Below are 18794 nucleotides of genomic sequence, written 5' to 3'. Positions count from 1 at the left end.
GGCGACGCGCCCCAGGTGGCGGGAGCCTGAACGCTCAGGCCTGGCTTCGATATAGTCAGCCTACCAGGCCTCCCACAGGGGCCAGTTTGATGTGGATCAAGGCCAGGCGACGGCGACGATTGCGCCAGGGGGCGAGAAATCGCCAACGGCGCTCCCCCTCACCCAGCCTCCGCTTCGCTCGGCTGACCTCTCCCCCAGGGGAGAGGAGATTGTCGGCGCCGGCGCCAGTCTCTTCTCCCCACCGGTCCCCACCGGGGAGAAGGTGGCCGCGTAGCGGCCGGATGAGGGGGCTGCGCCGACCTGTGCGTTGCCTCAGTCCGCCCCGCCCCCATCACAAGAACTTGTTCTGTCACACGAGATTCACACTCAGCATGGATATGCCGCGCCGGCTTGGCGTATCGTACCTCGCAAAGCCCGCGAACAGGAGCACCGACCATGGCAGGCGACCCGAAGACATCCGCGCAAGTCCAGGCCGACAATGAGAACGACATCGCCGGCGAATATCTCGAGGCGGAAACCGTGCCGGAGGATGCGCAAGCCGCCGCCGACGAAATCCTCGAAGCGCCGGAAGTGCCGGATTCCGAGCCGCATGTTCCGGGCACGACCAGGGTCAAGCCGAAGAAGAAGCCCTCGGCGATCAGCGGCCGCAAGTTCCGCAAGCGCGACCTGGTGCGCATCGACGACCTGCGGCCCAGCCTCGCCGACCGCATCCGCGCCGACCATCCCGACCTGCCGCGCGGCGCCCGCGTCAGCCGCGAGGAGCTCGGCCGCTACCGCATGCGCTACATGGAGGAACTGCTGCAGCAGGAGCACGGCGAATTCTCCGAGCTCGACCGTCAGGTGGTGGAATCGATCGCGAAGCAGGACACGATCTCGGAAAACTCGGAAGAGGAATATGAGGAGCACCGCTCCTTCCCCGATCGCGTTTCCGACACCATGGCCGAGTTCGGCGGCAGCTGGTGGTTCCTGATCTCCTTCGCCGCCATTCTCCTGGTATGGATCGGCCTCAACCTCGTCCAGGGCGCATCCAAGGCGTTCGACCCCTACCCGTTCATCCTGCTCAACCTGATGCTCTCCTGCATCGCCGCCATCCAGGCGCCGGTGATCATGATGAGCCAGAAGCGCCAGGAGGTGAAAGACCGCCTGCGCTCCTTCAACGAATACCGCGTCAACCTCAAGGCCGAGCTCGAAGTGCGGCACCTGCACGAAAAGCTCGACTACCTGATCTCGCGCCAGTGGACGCGGCTGGCCGAGATGCAGCAGATGCAGCTCGACGCGATGAACGAGCTGACCGCGAAGAAGCAGAAGCACACCGCAAGGCGGGCCGTGAGGCGCAAGGCGGCGAAGAGCGGGGCGGAGGGGTGAGGCTGTTCCTCGCCCCACAAAGTGGGGAGAGGTGGCTCGGCGAAGCCGAGACGGAGAGGGGAGCGCCCTATCCGATAGCCTATCGGCAAGACAATCGACCCATCAGGGTCGCCGCCACCCAATTGCCCGTTGAAGCCCGAAGCGGCTTCCGCTAAGAAGCCGTGGCTGGCCGGCTCACCGGCTGGTTCGTTTTCCGGTTTCCGGGAAGCACCCGTAGCTCAGCTGGATAGAGCGCTGCCCTCCGAAGGCAGAGGTCACAAGTTCGAATCTTGTCGGGTGCGCCAAAATATTTCTGTGCTCAGATCGCGCCACCTAGCTAGTCAATGTCCACGTTACAACCGCCTTGACCGGCGTTGAAATTCAAATTGCCTCCTTCGAAGATACCTCGGACCTATGGGCATATGTTGTGCCAGTCCGCGTCAAAAGTACTGAATATAGAACTATTTTCGCTTCCGGAACGGTGCAAAATCATGCATTATGGCACCGGAACAATTCGTGAACCTGTGAGGCACCATTTTGAGGACGAGCGCAAAAGAGAGCACCCCCAAGGGCGTGCCGGACACCAGCCTTGTCGCACGCTTACAACGCGACGCGCACGCCGAGATAAAATGCCAAGACAATCTGAAATTCATGCGAAAGCTCGAAGACGAGTCCATGCATTTGATAGTCACTTCACCACCCTATAATATTGGAAAAGAGTACGAGGAGAAAATATCTCAAGAGAAATATATCGAAGAGCAGGCAGCGTGCATTGCCGAGGCTGTTAGAGTATTACACCCAAAAGGCTCTATCTGCTGGCAGGTCGGTAATCACGTTCAAAACGGAGAGATATTTCCTCTCGATATTGTTCTTTATACGCTGTTCAAAAACCATAGGCTACAGCTCAGAAATCGGATTGTTTGGACTTTTGGCCACGGACTTCATTGTCAAAAGAGATTTTCCGGGCGTCACGAAACAATTTTGTGGTTCACAAAGTCCGATGAATACACATTTAACCTCGACCCGGTACGTATCCCGTCGAAGTATCCGGAAAAAAAGCATTTTAAAGGACCAAATAAAGGGAAGCTTTCTAGCAATCCATTAGGGAAGAATCCCAGCGACGTGTGGGACATTCCTAACGTCAAATCGAACCACGTCGAAAAGGCGGATCATCCGTGCCAATTTCCGGTTGGGCTTGTTGAGCGGTTGGTGCTGTCTTTAACCAATCTTGGTGATAGCGTTCTGGATCCGTATATTGGCGTCGGATCGTCCGCGATCGCAGCGCTAAAGCACCATCGAAATGCTTATGGCTGCGATCTCGACAAGTCCTATATTGATATTGCCTGGGAGAGAGTGCATCAACTTCGCGCCGGCGAGTTGCGCACCAGACCAATGAACAAACCTGTTTATGATCCGAACACCAAAGAGATTGAATGAAGCTCGCTTTCACTTATACAGAGCATCACAGCGCGGGTCACGAGTGGGAACGCCGTGACCTCTACGAGTGGCTAACCGACGTTTTCGAGGCACCGGGCGTTCCGGTCAAGCGGGGTACCACCGGTCTAATCAAAGAACACGTTACTACTGAGTTTCTCAACGAGGGTTGGGCCATGGAAGCTCGCCTCGACCAAGAGGCAAACCTCCGTGTTACTGCGATGAAAGACGATGTGGCGTTTCAACTTCAAACGGGGAATATGAGTCGAGCGCCATACGACCTGTTGAAAATGCAATATCTTTGCACAAGCGGAAAAATTAACGCAGCTGCGATTGCTCTTCCCACAGTGAAAGCCGCCAAGATGATGGGCGATAACATCGCCAATGCCGAACGCGTAATCCGAGAACTCCAATTGTTCGAAAAGGTCGTTACGGTCCCGGTGCTAGTCGTAGCGTTTGATTAGAGGGTACTGGGAGCATGACGTATTCGGTTAAGATACTACCCCGCGCTGACCGCGAAGCGATGATCAAAAAGCACCTTGCATCCCCGCAGGGTGAAGAGGATTTTTACGATTTTCGAAGCCAGAAAACAAAACTTAAAGTCATTCGTGTTGACATTAATCTCCCCGTTTATCGGATGGAGAATTTTCGCACATACACTGATCAGCAAGAGCATATCGCGAAGGAAAAACTTGACGCTGACTACTTTCTGAAGGGGCAGGAGCTTCAGACTGTGCAGCAGCAACAGCACGAAATTCTCAAGAGGCTCTCGGCCAAAGGGCCGATCATCGATGTATTAGAGAAGGATGGTCAGCGAGAACCTATCCTGATTTCCAGCACCGGCGTCGTTATCAACGGAAACCGTCGCCTGGCGGCGCTTCGCGAGCTCGGGACGGAATACGTCGATTGCATGGTTCTTCCGGCGGATGCGACAGCCGACGAGATTGTCGACATTGAAGCGAACCTCCAAGCGAAGCCAGAGACAAAGCTGGATTATGATTGGATTGGCGACGCCCAATTGATTAACCGCCTGATCCACATGGGACGTTCTACAAAAGACGTTGCAGATCGACTTAATCGGGGTGAAAACGACATCAAGAACGCCCTTCAGGCCCTCGCCGAAGCGGACATCTATCTGCGCGATTGGGCGGCAGCTCCAGGAGAGTATAGTCGCGTTCGAGACGACGCGGGGCAACTGTTCAAAGATCTGCCGAAGCTCGTTGCGGGAAAAGACCAGGCGCTTCAACAAGGAAGTCGTGCGATTGCATGGTCGCTTTTCGAGAACCGCGATAAGCTCCCTGGGCGGATATATGCGTTTAATCCCGCAATTGGCAAGCTTGCGGCAGATGTATTGGAAAGGCTGTCTGAAGAGCTTGACGTTCCGATTACGGCGGGCTTCGAAGAAGGAAACGGCGGCGGATTTGCGATTGATTTCGGTGAAGAGAATGAGGTCAATTATACCGCGCTAATAGACCGACTCCAAGCTGACGCTACGAAAGATGAGGCTGTCGATACGCTCGTCGAAGCGTGCCAGGCAGCGATTGATGCACAGGCAGGTAAGAATTCTACTAAAGCTGCATTAAAGGCGATAACCCAAGCTCACTCGAAGCTTGCCTCGGTTGATGTGTCTACCGCGGCCCCAAACACGCGCCCTGGAATGCTCAAGCAACTAGAGTCGATCTCGGCGCTGGTTACAAAGTTAAAAGACAAGATAAACGACTCGGCGAAGAAACCAAACGGCGCGTAAAGATTGGGCTTTGTGACTGACAGCATAAACATATCGTACAACAAAAACGGCGTCACGGGTACATTCTCGACGGAACCGGCGCCAACCTCATCTATTCTCGACCGCCTTAAGCTTCGTTCAATCGAGCTAGGAATGGACGCTTCGGTCGAGCCTTTATCAATCAACGTGAGTTGGCCCGATGCTCTAACGCTGATACGCGAGTTCGGCACAAAGGCGTTTCAAACCTCCCTTGGATTTAGATTTGTCCCTCAAGGAGAAGCTGTTGAACGCATCCGTGAGTTTTCTGACGGCTTTCGAAAAGCTAGAGCCAGCCAAGGCGCATTAAAAAAGGAAATTGATCGTGAGGAAATCCAGCGACGGTTAAGCGCGGCCGGTTTCACACGACGTACGCTCAAGGATTTCCAGTTTCGTGATCTGGAGAATTTGCTTGCCTTGCCGAATGGAGCCAATTTCTCCGTTCCGGGCGCTGGCAAAACCACCGTCACTTTTGCATTGCATGTTTTGACGAGATCGCCAGACAGTCACATTATTATTATTTCACCTAAGTCGGCATTCCCGGCGTGGCGCGCCGTGGTCGAAGAATGCATGGAGCCCGGCGCGCCGAACGGCGGAGACGAGCCGTTCAAGGTTCTTGATTCGCGCTTTGATATCGATAAGGAGCTTCGATCTGGCTCTACAAGATTTCTGATTTCTTACGATTTGGCCGTTCGTCAGCAGAGCGTTCTAACGGCCTATATGGCGAGAAATTCCGTCCACCTAGTCCTAGATGAATCTCATCGGATGAAGGCGGGACTAGCGTCTCAGCGCGGAGCGTTTCTCTTGTCGGCAGCGACGCTTCCCGTACGCCGGGATATTCTATCCGGAACGCCTATGCCGCAGGCTGCGAGCGATCTTGCCTCTCAGCTTGGCTTTCTCTGGCCAGGTCACGGTTATGACCTGAGCATACAGAGGGGGCAGGCACCGCGCGATGTCCTGGGAAATCTATACGTCAGGACGACAAAAACGGAACTTGGGTTGCCGCCTGCAGAAAGACACTTCTACGATGTAGAGATGGCGCCTGGGCAGCTCGCTTTGTATTCGGTTGTGCGCAGCGAGGCATTACGCCAATTCACCAAAGTCGTCTCGTCTGGACGCATCGGTCAGGAATTTATAAAGGCGCGGAAGTCGGTCATGCGCCTCCTGCAACTCTCCGTGAACCCGTCGCTCGCCGTCACAGGCATGTCGAATGATGGGAACATTTCTTCTGGCATCGTCGACCAAGTGCTTGAAGAAGGTACGTCTGCCAAAATTCTGGCGGTCGCTGATCACGCGCGCAGATTGGCCTCGGAAGGTTATAAAACTGTTATATGGACAATATTTACCGACACTATCCGCGAGTTAGTGACAACGCTGGCTGACTTAAATCCGGTTTTTATCCATGGCGGTGTGCAGACCGGCGAAGAAACAGACCCAGACACGCGGGAAGGCAAGTTAGCGAGATTCCACAACGACCCAAGGTGTTTTGTGCTCGTCGCTAACCCTGCCGCGGCAGGGGAGGGAATCTCGCTTCATACCGTTTGCCACAACGCCATTTACGCCGATCGCAGTTACGTCTCGACCCACTATTTACAGTCGATTGATCGTATCCACCGCTTAGGTCTTCCTGCTGATCAAGAAACTCACATTCATATCTACAGAACACGCGCTCCGGCTCAGGTTGGAAGCATTGACCTGTCTGTCAGCCGACGTTTAGCGCAAAAAATTAGGGGCCTTGAGCAAACGCTTGGTGATCCAGACCTGCATTTGCTCGCATACGATGAGGAAAACGCAGACGATCCAATCGACTACAGCGTCGAACTCCAAGATCTGGTTGATCTTGTCGCAGAGTTGGAGGGTAACGCCGACTCCACCTCCGAAGAGGCGTAGTCGTGATTACGACAGAACGTTTGTTCACGATGTCGTCTTTCGAAGGTATGAGGCTTATCCGTCGAAATCTGAGCGAGACTCCACATCTGTCTATTGAAGAGATCGTTACCGCAATCTGGCTGACCGAACCGGACGCTCAATCCCTTGATCTGGAAGCATCGCGTGAGCTTCATGACATCGTTGATCCTTGCGATTTGGATAGTCACGAATTTTACCGGCATTGCATTCGCGGCGTTGTTCTGACCCGATTTCCGATATGGGTTAAAACAATGAGACTTGGTCGACAGGTGTTTGCTGCGAAGCTCGAGAAAGATGATTACACGATATTTGATAGTGCGGGATTGCTTGTGAACCCTCCCAGCGCTGACGTTGTCGAGTGGTGGGACACGATCGGCCATGAGGTAAAATTAGAGGCTGATCTGGAAAAGATGGCCCAGGCCCGCGCAGCGGAAAAACTGTCTTGGGATTTTGAAAAACAGCGCTTGTTAGACTTAGGGATCGACACAGATCCGGTGTGGGTCGGCCTAGACGACAACACGGCAGGGTATGACGTACTGTCCTATGAACCTGGCGTTCCTGAGAACACAAACAAGCTTATCGAAGTTAAGTCGACCGTCGCCTCGCCAATGAGATTTTTTGTGACCCGGAACGAATGGAACCAAGCGTTGAAATCAAAGCACGCTTACTTCTTCCATATTTGGGACATGCATAAAGAGCCTCCAACGTTATACGTTCGGACCGTGGCGCAGATTGCGCCACATATCCCAACAGATAATGACAAGGGGAAGTGGTCCAACGCAGAAATTCCGCTCGGGACCTGAGTTGTTTCTCACCCCAGCACCTCCCCTATCGCCGCCGCCAACCGCTCCACCCCGTCCCTCATCTGCGCCGCGTCACAGGCCGCATAGCCCAGCACCAGCCCCTGGGTCGGCGCCGTGTTCTGGAAATATTTCGACAGCGGCGAGACGTTGATCGCCCGCTTCGCCGCCGCCTGGCTGACCTTGATGTCGTCGATGCCTTCCCTCAGATAGCCCACCACCTGGATGCCGGCTTCGGCGGGGGAGAGCGTGATCTCGTCGCGCAGGCGCTCGGTCACGATGTCGCGGAAGAGCTGGCGGCGCTGGGCGTAGATGCGGCGCATGCGCTTCAGATGCCGGCTCATATGGCCTTCGGTGATGAAATCGGCGAGCGCTGCCTGCAACAGCAGTGGCGCGAACTGGCCGGTGGTGGAGAGCGCGTTGACGATGCGGACGGCGAGCTCCGAGGGCAACACCATGAAGCCCAGGCGCAGCGCCGGGAACAGGAGCTTGGCGAAGGTGCCGACATAGATGACGCGGCCGGAGCGGTCCATGCTCTGGATCGCCGGCACAGGCCTACCTTGAAAGCGGTATTCGCCGTCGAAATCGTCCTCGATCACCCAGGCATTGGCGGTCTCGGCGATGTCGAGCAGGCGCAACCGCTCCTCCATGCGCATGGTGATGCCGAGCGGATGCTGGCAGGCGGGCGTCACATAGATGAGACGGGGCAACGGGTCCGGCGGCGCCAGACCGCGATGGCGCTTCGTTGAATCGCCATCACGCTCTAGCTCTTTGCCTGAGCATGATCTTTGTCCGAAAACCGGTCCCCACTTTTCGGGATCATGCTCTAAATACCAGCCGCGCTCCTGGTCGACCGGGATGGGCAGGATCCTGGCGCCGGCCACGGTGAAGGCGGCCTTGGCGCCGTAATAGCCGGGCTCCTCCATCCACACCGTGTCGTCGGGGTCGAGCAGCAGGCGTGCCAGAAGATCGAAGGCGGCCTGCGCGCCGGTGGTGATGACGATCTGCTCCGGCCTGCAGCGCACGCCGCGCGCGGAATAAAGATAGCCGGCGATCGCATCCTTCAGCGCCGGATGGCCGGTGACGTCGTAGGTGCCGAACAGCGTCTCGCCGCCATGGCTGGCGCGACGCGCGACCAGCCGGCCCCAGACGCCGAAGGGAAAGCTCTGCGCATCCGGCATGCCGGGATGGAAGGCGACGTGCCCCGGCCTGCCGTGATGATAGGGCTGGCTGAGCAGAAGCTGGCCGCGCAGCGAAGGTGATCGCAGCGGCTCGGGGTGCGCCTCGGCCGGCGTCTCGCGCGGGCCGTCGGGCAGGTCGACGATCACCGGGCGCGCGCCCTGGCGGTTGGCGAGATAGCCTTCGGTGACGAGCTGGTCGTAGGCGGCGACGATGGTGTTGCGGCCAAGGCCGAGCTCGGCGGCCAAAGCGCGGGTGGAGGGAAGCTCCGAGCCGGGTGGGAGCGCGCGGCTGCGGATGATGGCGACGAGGCCGTGATAGAGCTGGCGTGACAGGTGCTCGGGGCTGGCGCGGTTCACGGTGAGCATGTCGAGCGGGAAGGGTTGGGGTTTGGGGTGGGGGCGCATTTCACGCTGCTCCACGCATAGCGCGCATTTGCGTGGAGCAGGCTTTGAAGGCCGAGTTCCTTCGCCCCCCTCTCTGTCCTGCCGGACATCTCCCCCTCAAGGGGGGAGATCGGATGGCGCGGAGGCCTTCGCAAATCGCCAACGTCGCAAAGGGGGGCGCGACGGCGAAGCTGCCAATCTCCCCCCTTGAGGGGGAGATGCCCGGCAGGGCAGAGAGGGGGGCCTCGCGCCACCGCTTGATGATTTCCAGATCTCCCATTCTCCCATCCTGCCACACCCACCTTCCAGCACAAACTGGTTCCTTCATTTCCTTCAAAACTGGCCCTCGCGAGGGAGACAGAGCGGGGTAGACTTCGCTTACTGACGTTGGGGTAGGACGTCGACAAAGACATGAAGACGGGGACATGTGAGGCGGGATGCTGGGAGGGCGTCCTGCCGAACGAAGACGGCAGGGTTTTCGCCCTGTCGCCAGCAATCGCAGCCATCTCCTCCCGAGACCAGACACCCCGCAGCCATCCCGGCTGCGGGGCGGAAAGCGAGCAATGACGACAGTTCGACTTGGCATCAATCCGATCACCTGGACCAACGACGACGTGCCGGAACTGGGCGGCGACACGCCGCTCGAGACCTGCCTCGGCGAAACCGCGGAAGCCGGCTATGCCGGCACCGAGCTTGGCGGCAAGTTTCCGCGCGACAGCCGCACGCTCAGGCCTATCCTCGACCATTACGGGCTGGCGCTGGTCTCCGGCTGGTATGACGGGCGCATTTGCGAGAAGGACGTCGACGAGGAATTCGAGGCGATCCGGCCGCATCTGACTTTATTGCGCGATCTCGGCGCCAGGCGCGTCGTCTATGCCGACACCTCGCGCGGCCGGCATGGCGCGATCCACGACCCGATCTCGCAGCGGCCGAAGCTGCTGGACGGGGAATGGAAGGCCTATGGCGCCAAGATCACAAGGCTCGCCGAGCGCTTTTCCGATTTCGGCGTCGGCATGGCCTTCCACCATCACATGGGCACGATCGTCGAGACCGACGCGGAGATCGACAGGCTGCTGCATACGACCGGCGAGGCGGTCGGCCTGCTCTACGACACCGGGCACTGCGCCTTTTCGGGCGGCGACCCGGAGCAATTGCTGCGCCGGCATGTCGAGCGTGTCGTGCATGTCCATTGCAAGGACGTGCGCCCGGCGATGCTGAAGAAGGCGCGCGAGGCCGACATGAGCTTCATGGGCGCGGTGATGGAAGGCATCTTCACGGTGCCTGGCGACGGCGCGATCGACTACCCGACGCTGCTCAAGATCCTCGCCGACCAGGGCTATTCCGGCTGGCTGGTGGTGGAGGCCGAGCAGGACCCGGCCAAGGCGCACCCCTTGACCTATGCCACGATGGGGTATCGCAATTTGAAAAGGCTGGCCGAGGGCGCGGGCTTCTACGCGCACGAGCGCAAGGCCTGAAGGCGGAATGGAGGGCCGGGGAGGGCGATGAGTTCGGTCCTGTATCAAAACGTGGTCAAGAATTTCGGCGCGCTTAACGTGCTGCGATCGCTCGACCTCGCCGTGCCGGACCATAAATTCCTCGCCCTGCTCGGTCCATCGGGCTGCGGCAAGACGACGGCGCTGCGCATCCTGGCGGGGCTCGACATGCCGACCGCGGGCAAGGTCTTCATCGGCGAGCGCGACGTCACCCGGCTGCAACCGCGCGACCGCGACATCGCCATGGTGTTCCAGAGCTATGCGCTCTACCCGCAGATGACGGTCGCCGAAAACATCGGCTACCCGCTGTGGATCCGAGGCACGCCGGACGCCGGGCGCAAGGCCAAGATCGGCGAGGTCGCCGCCATCCTCGAAATCGGCCATCTGCTCGACCGCCGGCCGCGGCAGCTCTCCGGCGGCCAGCGCCAGCGCGTGGCGCTGGCCCGCGCCATCGTGCGCGATCCGGCGGCCTTTCTCATGGACGAGCCGCTGTCCAATCTCGACGCGCGGCTGCGGCTCACCATGCGCGGCGAGATCAAGCGGCTCTGCCAGCGTCTCAGCGCCACCACCATTTACGTCACCCATGACCAGGTCGAGGCGCTGACCATGGCCGACCTCGTCGCCGTCATGCATGGCGGCGAGTTGCAGCAGATGGCGCCGCCCATCGACATCTACGACCGCCCGGCCAACCGCTTCGTCGCCACCTTCGTCGGCAATCCACCAATGAACATCCTGCCGGCCGGGCTCTCCGAGCAAGGCGTTATGGTGGCTGGCAAGACCATCCCGCTAGAGGCCGGGCGGCTCGCCGCCTGCCATGCCGCCTCCATCGCTGAAATCGGCCTGCGGCCGGAGGACTGCAGCGTCGCCCCGGCCGACACGCCGGATGCGCTGCCCGGCGAAATCTATGTCGTCGAGCCAATGGGCAACGAGACGCTGGTCAATGTCCGCCTCGAAGGCGGCAACGTCTCGGTCCGGGCCGGCCGCGATTTCAGGGGTGTGGTGGGTGAAAGCATCGGCGTCGCCTTCGACCCGGCGAACGCCTGTTTCTTCAATTCGGCCGGCCTCACCGCCGTCCACAGGGTCAACAACAATGGGAGAGTGACATGATGCATTCCAGCAGACTTACTCGCCGCTCCGTCATCAAGGGCGGGCTTGGCCTGGCTTTGGCGACCACCGCCCTCACCACGCTCGGCCTGCCGATGCCGGCCCGCGCCGCCGGCAAGAAGGTGATCATCGGCGCCTTTGCCGATGGCGGGCTGACGCCGTTCAAGGAAAAAATCATACCGCTGGCGAAGGAGCAGGGTTTCGACATCCAGTTCCTCGAGGACGAATACGGCGTGACGCTGGAGAAGTGGTTCGCCGATGCCCAGAGCGGCGCCGGCCAGTATGACCTCTATCTGCTCGACGACCCATGGGTGCCGCAGTTTGGCGCCGCCAACGTGCTCGAGGATCTCGGCGCCGGCGGCATCGACGGGTCCGACAAGGACTGGATCGGCTCGATGATCGACATGGGCTACTGGCCGCCGCAGCAGGGGCCGCGCGTCAAGGGCTTCGAGAAGGCCAAGCCGACGCTGATCTGCGTACCCTTCGTCGGCGACCTGCAGACGCTCACCTATCGCAACGACGTCTTCACCGGCGGCGCGCCCAAGACCTGGGACGAGGTGATCGCCAAGGGCAAGGAAGGCGTGGCCGCCGGAAAGATCAAATACCCGGTCGTCTTCCGCGGCGTCTCGGGCAACCCGATCGTCACCAGCTGGTACCCGATCTTCCTGTCGTTCGGCGGCTCGTTCTTCGACGACAAGTGGAACCCGATCTTCAATTCGGCCGAAGGCAAGGCTTCAGCCGATTTCTTCGTCGGCACGATGAAGCAGAACGCGCCGAGCGGGGTGGTCGAGTTCGACTCCGACCAGGAGGGCGCTGCGATCCTCGGCGGCGATGCCGGCGCGATCATCCAGTATTCGGGCAATGCGCTGAAAGCCGACGATCCGGCGCAGACCAAGGTCGCCGGCAAGCTCGATTTCGGCGTCGTGCCGAAGCAGCAGAAGGCGATCGCGCAGATGGGCATCTTCATCGCCGGGGTGCCGAAATCGGCGCCCAACAAGGCGAACTCGATCGAGTTCCTGAAGTGGTATGTCAGCGCAGAAACCCAGGCCAAGCTCTCGGAAGCGGGCTCTATTCCCGTCAAGCGCAGCGCCTTCGGCATCGCCAAGCCGGGCAACCGGCTGATCCCGGTTGCGCTCCAGCAGCTCGACGCCGGCGCGCTGCCGCGGCCGCGCACGCCGGACTGGGCGAAGGTCGAGGAATTGCTCGGCATCGAACTCAACAAGGCGCTGCAGGCCGGTTCCGGCGGCGGCGCCGCGCTCGACACGGCGGCCAAGCAGGTCAAGGATTACCTGACCACGGCCGGTTACTACTGATGCAAGGGGCAACGCAGGCGCGCAAATATCGCCTGCAGGGGGCGGGGCTCGACCTCGCCCTCCCCTATCTCATGCTGGCGCCGGGCCTGATGATCGTGCTCGGCGTGCTGGTCTATCCGCTTTGGGATGGGCTGCGCGCCAGCACCAGGGCCTACCGCTATGGCTCGCCGGTCGCCGATGTCGGCTTGCAGAACTATCTGCATCTGTGGAGCGATGCGCAGTTTCTCAACGCGCTCTGGGTCACGGTGAAGTTCGTGGCGCTGTCGGTGTCTTTCGAGGCGGTGCTCGGCTTCGCGCTGGCGCTGTTTTGCCTGAACGAATTTCGCGGCATCCGGCTGCTCAGGACCGTGCTGATCATTCCCATGGTGGTCACGCCCGTCGTCGTCGCCATCGTCTTTCGACTGATCTACGCCAGCGACGCCGGCATGCTGACCGCGCTGTCTAAGGCCATGGGCGGCGGCGAGGTGCAGATCCTCGGCAATCCGCTCAATGCCTTCATCGGCCTGGTCGCGCTCGACGTCTGGGAATGGACGCCGCTGATGTTCCTGATCCTGCTTGCCGGGCTGCAATCGCTGCCGCACGAGCCGTTCGAGGCGGCGCGCGTCGATGGCGCCGGTGCCTGGCGCGTCTTTGCCGACCTCACCTTTCCGATGATGCGGCCGGTGCTGGCGGTGGCGATCGTGCTCAGGACCATCGACGCCTTCGGCACCTTCGACCAGGTTTTCGTGCTGACCCGCGGCGGGCCGGGCGAAGCGACGAGGTTGATCTCGATCTACGGCTACGACACCGCATTCAAGTTCCAGCAGACCGGATACGCGGCGGCGCTGTTCGTGACGATCGGCCTCGTCGTGCTCGCGCTGGCCTTCAGCGCCATCAGGCTCCTGCGCAGGATCGACGCGTCATGAGCAACCGTCTGGCCCGCATCCTCACCACCGTCTTCGTGCTGGCCGTCGTGCTGTTGCCGATCTACTGGCTGGTCTCGACCTCGCTCAAATCGAACCGCGAGATCACCCAGGAAGGCACGCTCTACCCGCATGTGCCGACGCTCGACAACTACGTGCGGCTGTTCACCGAAAAGCAGTTCGGCTCCTACCTGACGAACTCGCTGGTGGTGACCTTCTTCTCGGTCGCCATCGCGCTCATCGTCGGCGCGATGGGCGCCTATGCGATCGCCAGGTTCCGCCTGCCCTTCGCCGCGGAGCGCAAGGTCGGCCTGTTCCTGCTCACGCTGCGCATCATCCCGCCGGTCGTCATCCTGATCCCTGTCTATCTCTTGATGCTCAGCCTCGGCCTGCTCGACAGCTGGCTCGGCCTGATCGCCACCTACACCGCCTTCAACGTCACCTTCTGCGTCTGGATGATGGAGAGCTTCTTCCGCGAGATCCCCGTCGATCTCGAGGAAGCCGCGATGGTCGACGGCGATTCGCGCTTCGGCGCCTTCCGCCGCATCACGCTGCCTTTGGCGGCACCCGGGCTCGCGGCCACCGCCATCTTCGCCGTGCTGGTCACCTTCAACGAGTTCCTCTTCGCGCTGGCGCTGACGGCGACGCCGCGCGCCATGACCATGCCGCGCGGCACCGCGACGCTGATCGGCCGCATCGATACCGACTGGGCGTCGATGTCGGCGGCCGGCGTCATCGGCGCGCTGCCGATCGTCTTCTTCGCGCTCCTGGTGCAGCGGCATCTGGTGCGCGGGCTGACCATGGGCGCGGTGAAATGAACCACCGCGCGGGCAACACTGAACCGGCCGTGCCGCGATGGCGCGGCCCGATAGGAAAGTCGAACGCATGATGGATGTCTGTCTGTTCGGGGTGGGGCTGATCGGCCGCGTGCACGCGGGCAATCTGGCGCGCCATCCAAAGGTGCGGCTGCGCTACATCGTCGATCCCAATCGCGAGGCGGCGGAAAAGGTCGCCGCCGTTACCGGCGCCGAGATCGCGGACACCGAGACAGTGATGAACGATCCGTCGGTGAGAATGGTGTTCATCGCCTCGGCGACGCGCACCCATGCCGAGCTCGCCATGGCCGCGGCGGCGAAAGGCAAGGCGATCTTCTGCGAGAAGCCGATCGATCTCGACCTCAAGCGCACGGACGAGTGCCTAGCCGCTGTCGCGAAAGCCGGCGTGCCGTTCCAGATCGGCTTCAACCGCCGCTTCGATCCGAGCTTCCGGGCGCTGAAAGAGCGCCTCGACGGCGGCGAGATCGGCGCCGTCGAGCAGGTCATCATCACCAGCCGCGACCCCGAGCCCGAGACCGAGGAAGCGCTGGCAGGCGGCGGCGGCGTCTTTCGCGAGATGACCATCCACGACTTCGATATGGCGCGAAACATGCTCGGCGAGGAGCCGGTGGAACTGTTCGCAACCGGCTCCTCGCTGGTGGCGCCGCAGTACAGGAAGCTCGGCGACTACGACACCGCGATGTTTGTCCTGCGAACGGCGTCGGGCCGGCAATGCCACATCAACAACAGCGTCAGGGCTGCCTATGGCTACGACCAGCGCATCGAGGTGCATGGCGCCGACGGCATGCTGCAGGCCGGCAACCGGCTGCCGACCTCCGTGGAAATGTATGGCGGCAAGGGCATATCGCGCGACAAGCCCTATTACTTCTTCGTCGAACGCTACGCGGAGTCCTACGCCGCCGAGATCGATCACTTCATCACCTGCGTCGAAACGAGCAGGACGCCGGCGGTCACGGCGAGCGACGGCCGCAAGGCGATGATCCTTTGCGAGGCGGCTCTTGCGTCGGCGCGGTCCGGCCGGTTCGAGCCGGTAAAACTCTGAGCGGACGGTCTGAAGGCAAGCGGGAGTCCCCAAAATGAAGATTGGCATGATCACCGACAGCCTAGGCAACCTGTCCTTCGACGAGATGCTGCGCGCCTCGGCCGAGCTCGGGCTGGAGACGCTGGAGTTCGCCTGCGGCAACTGGTCGTCAGCGCCGCATATCGACCTCGCGGCAATGCTAGAAAGTGCTGCGACCCGCGCCGAATTCGTCGCCAAGGTCCGCGACCAGGGGCTGACGATCGCGGCGCTCAACTGCTCGGGCAACCCGCTGCATCCTGGACCGCAAGGCAAGAAGCACCGCCAGGTGACCGAGGATACGATCCGGCTGGCGAGCCTGATGGGCATCGACCGGGTGGTGATGATGTCCGGGCTGCCCGGCGGCCCCGGCGACGCCAACCCCAACTGGATCATCACCGACTGGCCGCCCGAATGCGCCGACATCCAGCGTTACCAGTGGGATGATTGCATCATCCCCTACTGGCGTGATCTGGTCAGGTTCGCGAACAATCTCGGTATCAGGAAGCTTTGCTTGGAACTGCATGGACATCAGGCTGTGTACAACGTCCAGACGCTGTTCCGCCTGCGCGATGCCGTCGGCGAGACTGTGGGCGCGAACTACGATCCGAGCCATCCGATGTGGATGGGCGCCGATCCCATCGCCGCCGTGCGCAGGCTTGGCTCCGCGATCTACTATGTCCACGCCAAGGATACGCGCGTCGAGCCGGTGCCGGCCGGCATCGACGGCACACTCGATGCGCGCCCGCCGACGCTGTTTGCCGAGAGGGCCTGGAATTACATCACGCTCGGCTACGGCCACGGTGAAACCTGGTGGCGGCAGTTCTGCACGGCGCTGAAGCAGGCGGGCTATGACGACGTGCTGTCGATCGAGCACGAGGACATGATGCTGTCGCCGATGGAAGGCATGCGCAAATCCGTGGCGTTGCTGCGCAATGTCGCCATCAACCTGGCCTGAATGCTCAGATCCGATTTTGCATTGGCCGGTCACCGCGGGCCACCATACCAGTCTGAGCGCTTGGCTCGATCACCTCACATCGACCCAGCGCTGCTCCTGGAACGAGCGCGCCATGGCATGCACGGTGCGCTCGATCTCCAACCCCTCGTCGAAGTCGATGATGCGGGCCGGCTTGCCGGCGATGCGCATCAGGAGCTCGCGGCATTCGATCATCTTGAGGTCGTTGAAGCCGAGGCCATGGCCGGGTGCCGGCAGGAACGAATCATAGGGCTTGTGATGCGGCGCGACCAGGATGGTGCGGTAGCCCTGCTCGGTCGGCCGGTCGGCGGTGAGGTAGAGCTGGAACTCGTTCATCCGCTCCTGGTCGTAGAGGATCGAGCCCTTCGAGCCGAATATCTGGATGGCGATGCGGCCCTTGCGGCCCCAGGCCGAGCGGTTGACCAGCAGCGTGCCGGCAACGCCGTTCTCGAGATGCATCAAGACGCTGGCGATATCGTAGGTCTCGACCGCGCGGCGGGCGCCGGAAGCGGTCTTGCGATCGGCATAGGGTTTGACCATGTCGCACATGACGCGGCTGACACGGCCGAACAGCGCCTTGATCAGCGACAGCGGATGGACGGCGAAATCGTCGAGCGCGCCATAGCCGGACGAAGCCTCGTGCTTCCAGAAGAACAGCGCTTCCGGATCGGCCATGAAATCCTCGTCCATCTCGATGCGCACGAGGTTGACGTCGCCGATGACCTTCTCCTCGAGCAGCGCGCCGATGTGGCGAATTGCGGGGTTCTGGATGTAGTTGTAGCCGAGCACGGCGACCTTGCCGGATCTCTTCGCCGCGGCCGCCATGGTCTCGGCCTCGGCGAAACTCGGCGCCATCGGCTTCTCGCACCAAAGATGCTTGCCGGCTTCGAGGATGGCGATCGCCATCTCCGGATGGAACTGGTTGGGCGTGGTCAGCGAGACGACGTCGACCTCCGGGTCGTTGACCACGGCGCGCCAGTCGCCGGAGCCTTTGGCGAAGCCGAACTCGCCGGCCTTGCGCCGGGCAAGCTCGTCATTGACCTCGCCCAGATGCACCAGTCGCGGCTTCTCGACATCGGGAAAGACCGCGCCCACCGCGTTCCAGGCGATGGCGTGGCACTTGCCCATGAAGCCCGTGCCGATGAGGCCCACTGCGACCATGTCGATTGTCTCCAGAATAGAGGGGAAAGTCTATATGGATGAATTAGTCCATTTCACCTGAGAATGGAACATCCAAATCATTTTTTATGGTGTTCTTGCGTGAACTCGCTATGATGAGGCAGGAGAGGGACAGATCTTTATGGGCGTAGGCGGAGCGACGATGGACGAACGGGTGCCTCGCGATTTCGAAACACTGCGCGCGACGATCCTGGACAGGCGCGCGAGCCTGCCCAAGCGCATCGCGCAGATCGCCGCCTATGCGCTCGACAACCCCGACGACATCGCCTTCGGCACAGCGGCCAGCATTGCCGCCTCGGCCGGCGTCCAGCCCTCGACGCTGATCCGTTTTGCCCAGCAGCTCGGCTTCGACGGCTTCACCAGCCTGCAGCAGGTTTTCCGCGAGCGCCTGCGCGAGCGCAATTCCTCCTATGACGAGCGGCTGGCGGCGCTGCGCGCCAAGGCCGAGGACGGCGGCGGCCATCGGGCGATCTTCGACGGCTTCGTCGCCGCCGCCAGCACCTCGCTGGGCGACATTTCGCGCTCGCTCAACGATGCGCATTTCGAAGAGGCGGTGGCGCTTCTGGCGAAAGCCGAGACCATCTATGTGCTGGCCAAGCGCCGCTCCTATCCGGTCGCCTCCTACATCGCCTATGCGCTGGGCAAGCTCAAGATCCGCAACCAGCTGGTGGAATCGGCCGCGGGGCTGAATGCCGAGATGATCGGCTTCGCCACGCCGCGCGACGCCGTCATCGCCATAAGCTTTTCGCCCTATGCACCGGCGACCATCGAGGAGACGCGCTCGATCGCGGAACAGGGCGTGCCGATCGTGGCGATCACCGACTCGTCCTTCTCGCCGCTGGCGCAATTCGCCAAGGTCTGGTTCGAGGTGGCCGAGGCCGATTTCGGCGGCTTCCGTTCGATTTCGGCGACGATGGCTTTGGCCATGGCGCTGACCGTCGCCGTCGGCGAGAAGCGCCGCGAAGCCGGACGCCGGCGCAAGGGCTGAGCCCTCGCCGGGAAGCGCTTTTCGGCACGGGAACGCTCATTCCATATTGACTACGGATTGGAATTAATATTTCATATTGACGGCACCACGCCGCCCTTGGCGCGTGCTGTCCAAAACGACGCTGCTCTGCACA

General features: G+C 61.1%; 16 protein-coding genes and 1 tRNA gene. 15 read left to right on the top strand and 2 right to left on the bottom strand.

The features are described 5' to 3' along the window. The first annotated feature begins 435 nt into the window (after positions 1-435). The 7 genes from RFM52_RS01265 to RFM52_RS01235 all read left to right on the top strand — a co-directional run bounded on the left by RFM52_RS01265 (position 436) and on the right by RFM52_RS01235 (position 7251). Positions 436-1365, top strand: a complete 930-nt coding sequence (locus tag RFM52_RS01265; RefSeq protein WP_320294043.1) for a DUF1003 domain-containing protein — start codon at positions 436-438, stop codon at positions 1363-1365. Positions 1366-1572: 207 nt separating this feature from the next. Next, a tRNA-Arg gene (locus tag RFM52_RS01260) sits at positions 1573-1649 on the top strand. Between the two features lie 370 nt (positions 1650-2019). Further along, a complete protein-coding gene (locus RFM52_RS01255) occupies positions 2020-2781 on the top strand; it encodes a DNA-methyltransferase (protein WP_320294042.1) in 762 nt (253 codons plus the stop codon). Next, entirely contained in the window at positions 2778-3242 is a 465-nt protein-coding gene (locus tag RFM52_RS01250) for a BglII/BstYI family type II restriction endonuclease (RefSeq protein WP_320294041.1), read from the top strand. Before RFM52_RS01255 ends, RFM52_RS01250 begins: the two co-directional genes overlap by 4 nt. A 14-nt stretch (positions 3243-3256) precedes the next feature. Beyond that, a complete protein-coding gene (locus tag RFM52_RS01245) occupies positions 3257-4525 on the top strand; it encodes a ParB/RepB/Spo0J family partition protein (RefSeq protein ID WP_320294040.1) in 1269 nt (422 codons plus the stop codon). 132 nt (positions 4526-4657) lie between these two features. Next, the gene (locus RFM52_RS01240) at positions 4658-6430 is read left to right on the top strand and encodes a DEAD/DEAH box helicase (protein WP_320294039.1); all 1773 of its coding nucleotides are present in this window, start codon (positions 4658-4660) and stop codon (positions 6428-6430) included. Between the two features lie 2 nt (positions 6431-6432). After that, the gene (locus RFM52_RS01235) at positions 6433-7251 is read left to right on the top strand and encodes a protein NO VEIN domain-containing protein (protein ID WP_320294038.1); all 819 of its coding nucleotides are present in this window, start codon (positions 6433-6435) and stop codon (positions 7249-7251) included. Between the two features lie 8 nt (positions 7252-7259). Here RFM52_RS01235 and RFM52_RS01230 read toward each other — a convergent pair whose 3' ends face one another. Further along, entirely contained in the window at positions 7260-8834 is a 1575-nt protein-coding gene (locus RFM52_RS01230) for an aminotransferase-like domain-containing protein (protein ID WP_320294037.1), read from the bottom strand. A 542-nt stretch (positions 8835-9376) separates the two neighbouring features. On the opposite strand from RFM52_RS01230, the gene iolE reads away from it, so the two are divergent. The 7 genes from iolE to RFM52_RS01195 all read left to right on the top strand — a co-directional run bounded on the left by iolE (position 9377) and on the right by RFM52_RS01195 (position 16476). After that, the gene (gene iolE, locus RFM52_RS01225) at positions 9377-10288 is read left to right on the top strand and encodes a myo-inosose-2 dehydratase (protein ID WP_320294036.1); all 912 of its coding nucleotides are present in this window, start codon (positions 9377-9379) and stop codon (positions 10286-10288) included. Positions 10289-10315: 27 nt separating this feature from the next. After that, positions 10316-11413, top strand: a complete 1098-nt coding sequence (locus tag RFM52_RS01220) for an ABC transporter ATP-binding protein (RefSeq protein ID WP_320294035.1) — start codon at positions 10316-10318, stop codon at positions 11411-11413. Next, positions 11410-12723 (top strand): extracellular solute-binding protein, encoded by a 1314-nt coding sequence (locus tag RFM52_RS01215; RefSeq protein ID WP_320294034.1) that lies wholly within the window; start codon positions 11410-11412, stop codon positions 12721-12723. Before RFM52_RS01220 ends, RFM52_RS01215 begins: the two co-directional genes overlap by 4 nt. Beyond that, a complete protein-coding gene (locus RFM52_RS01210; protein WP_320294033.1) occupies positions 12723-13628 on the top strand; it encodes a carbohydrate ABC transporter permease in 906 nt (301 codons plus the stop codon). Before RFM52_RS01215 ends, RFM52_RS01210 begins: the two co-directional genes overlap by 1 nt. Next, positions 13625-14443 carry a carbohydrate ABC transporter permease gene (locus RFM52_RS01205; RefSeq protein ID WP_320294032.1) on the top strand — a complete coding sequence of 273 codons (819 nt, stop codon included), beginning with the start codon at positions 13625-13627 and terminating at the stop codon, positions 14441-14443. Before RFM52_RS01210 ends, RFM52_RS01205 begins: the two co-directional genes overlap by 4 nt. A gap of 67 nt (positions 14444-14510) precedes the next feature. Next, positions 14511-15503 (top strand): inositol 2-dehydrogenase, encoded by a 993-nt coding sequence (gene iolG, locus RFM52_RS01200; RefSeq protein ID WP_320294031.1) that lies wholly within the window; start codon positions 14511-14513, stop codon positions 15501-15503. A 34-nt stretch (positions 15504-15537) separates the two neighbouring features. Then, entirely contained in the window at positions 15538-16476 is a 939-nt protein-coding gene (locus RFM52_RS01195) for a sugar phosphate isomerase/epimerase family protein (protein WP_320294030.1), read from the top strand. A 69-nt stretch (positions 16477-16545) separates the two neighbouring features. On the opposite strand, the gene RFM52_RS01190 is transcribed toward RFM52_RS01195, so the two are convergent. Continuing rightward, positions 16546-17655, bottom strand: a complete 1110-nt coding sequence (locus RFM52_RS01190; RefSeq protein ID WP_320294029.1) for a Gfo/Idh/MocA family protein — start codon at positions 17653-17655, stop codon at positions 16546-16548. Positions 17656-17815: 160 nt separating this feature from the next. Between RFM52_RS01190 and RFM52_RS01185 the strand changes: the two genes are divergently transcribed. Further along, a complete protein-coding gene (locus tag RFM52_RS01185; RefSeq protein ID WP_224586284.1) occupies positions 17816-18661 on the top strand; it encodes a MurR/RpiR family transcriptional regulator in 846 nt (281 codons plus the stop codon). The last annotated feature ends 133 nt before the right edge of the window (positions 18662-18794 follow it).

The sequence above is a fragment of the Mesorhizobium humile genome, from assembly GCF_033977215.1.
Lineage (GTDB): Bacteria > Pseudomonadota > Alphaproteobacteria > Rhizobiales > Rhizobiaceae > Mesorhizobium > Mesorhizobium humile.
Note: the sequence above shows the minus strand (reverse complement) of the source record. Positions and strands in the feature narration are given on the sequence as shown.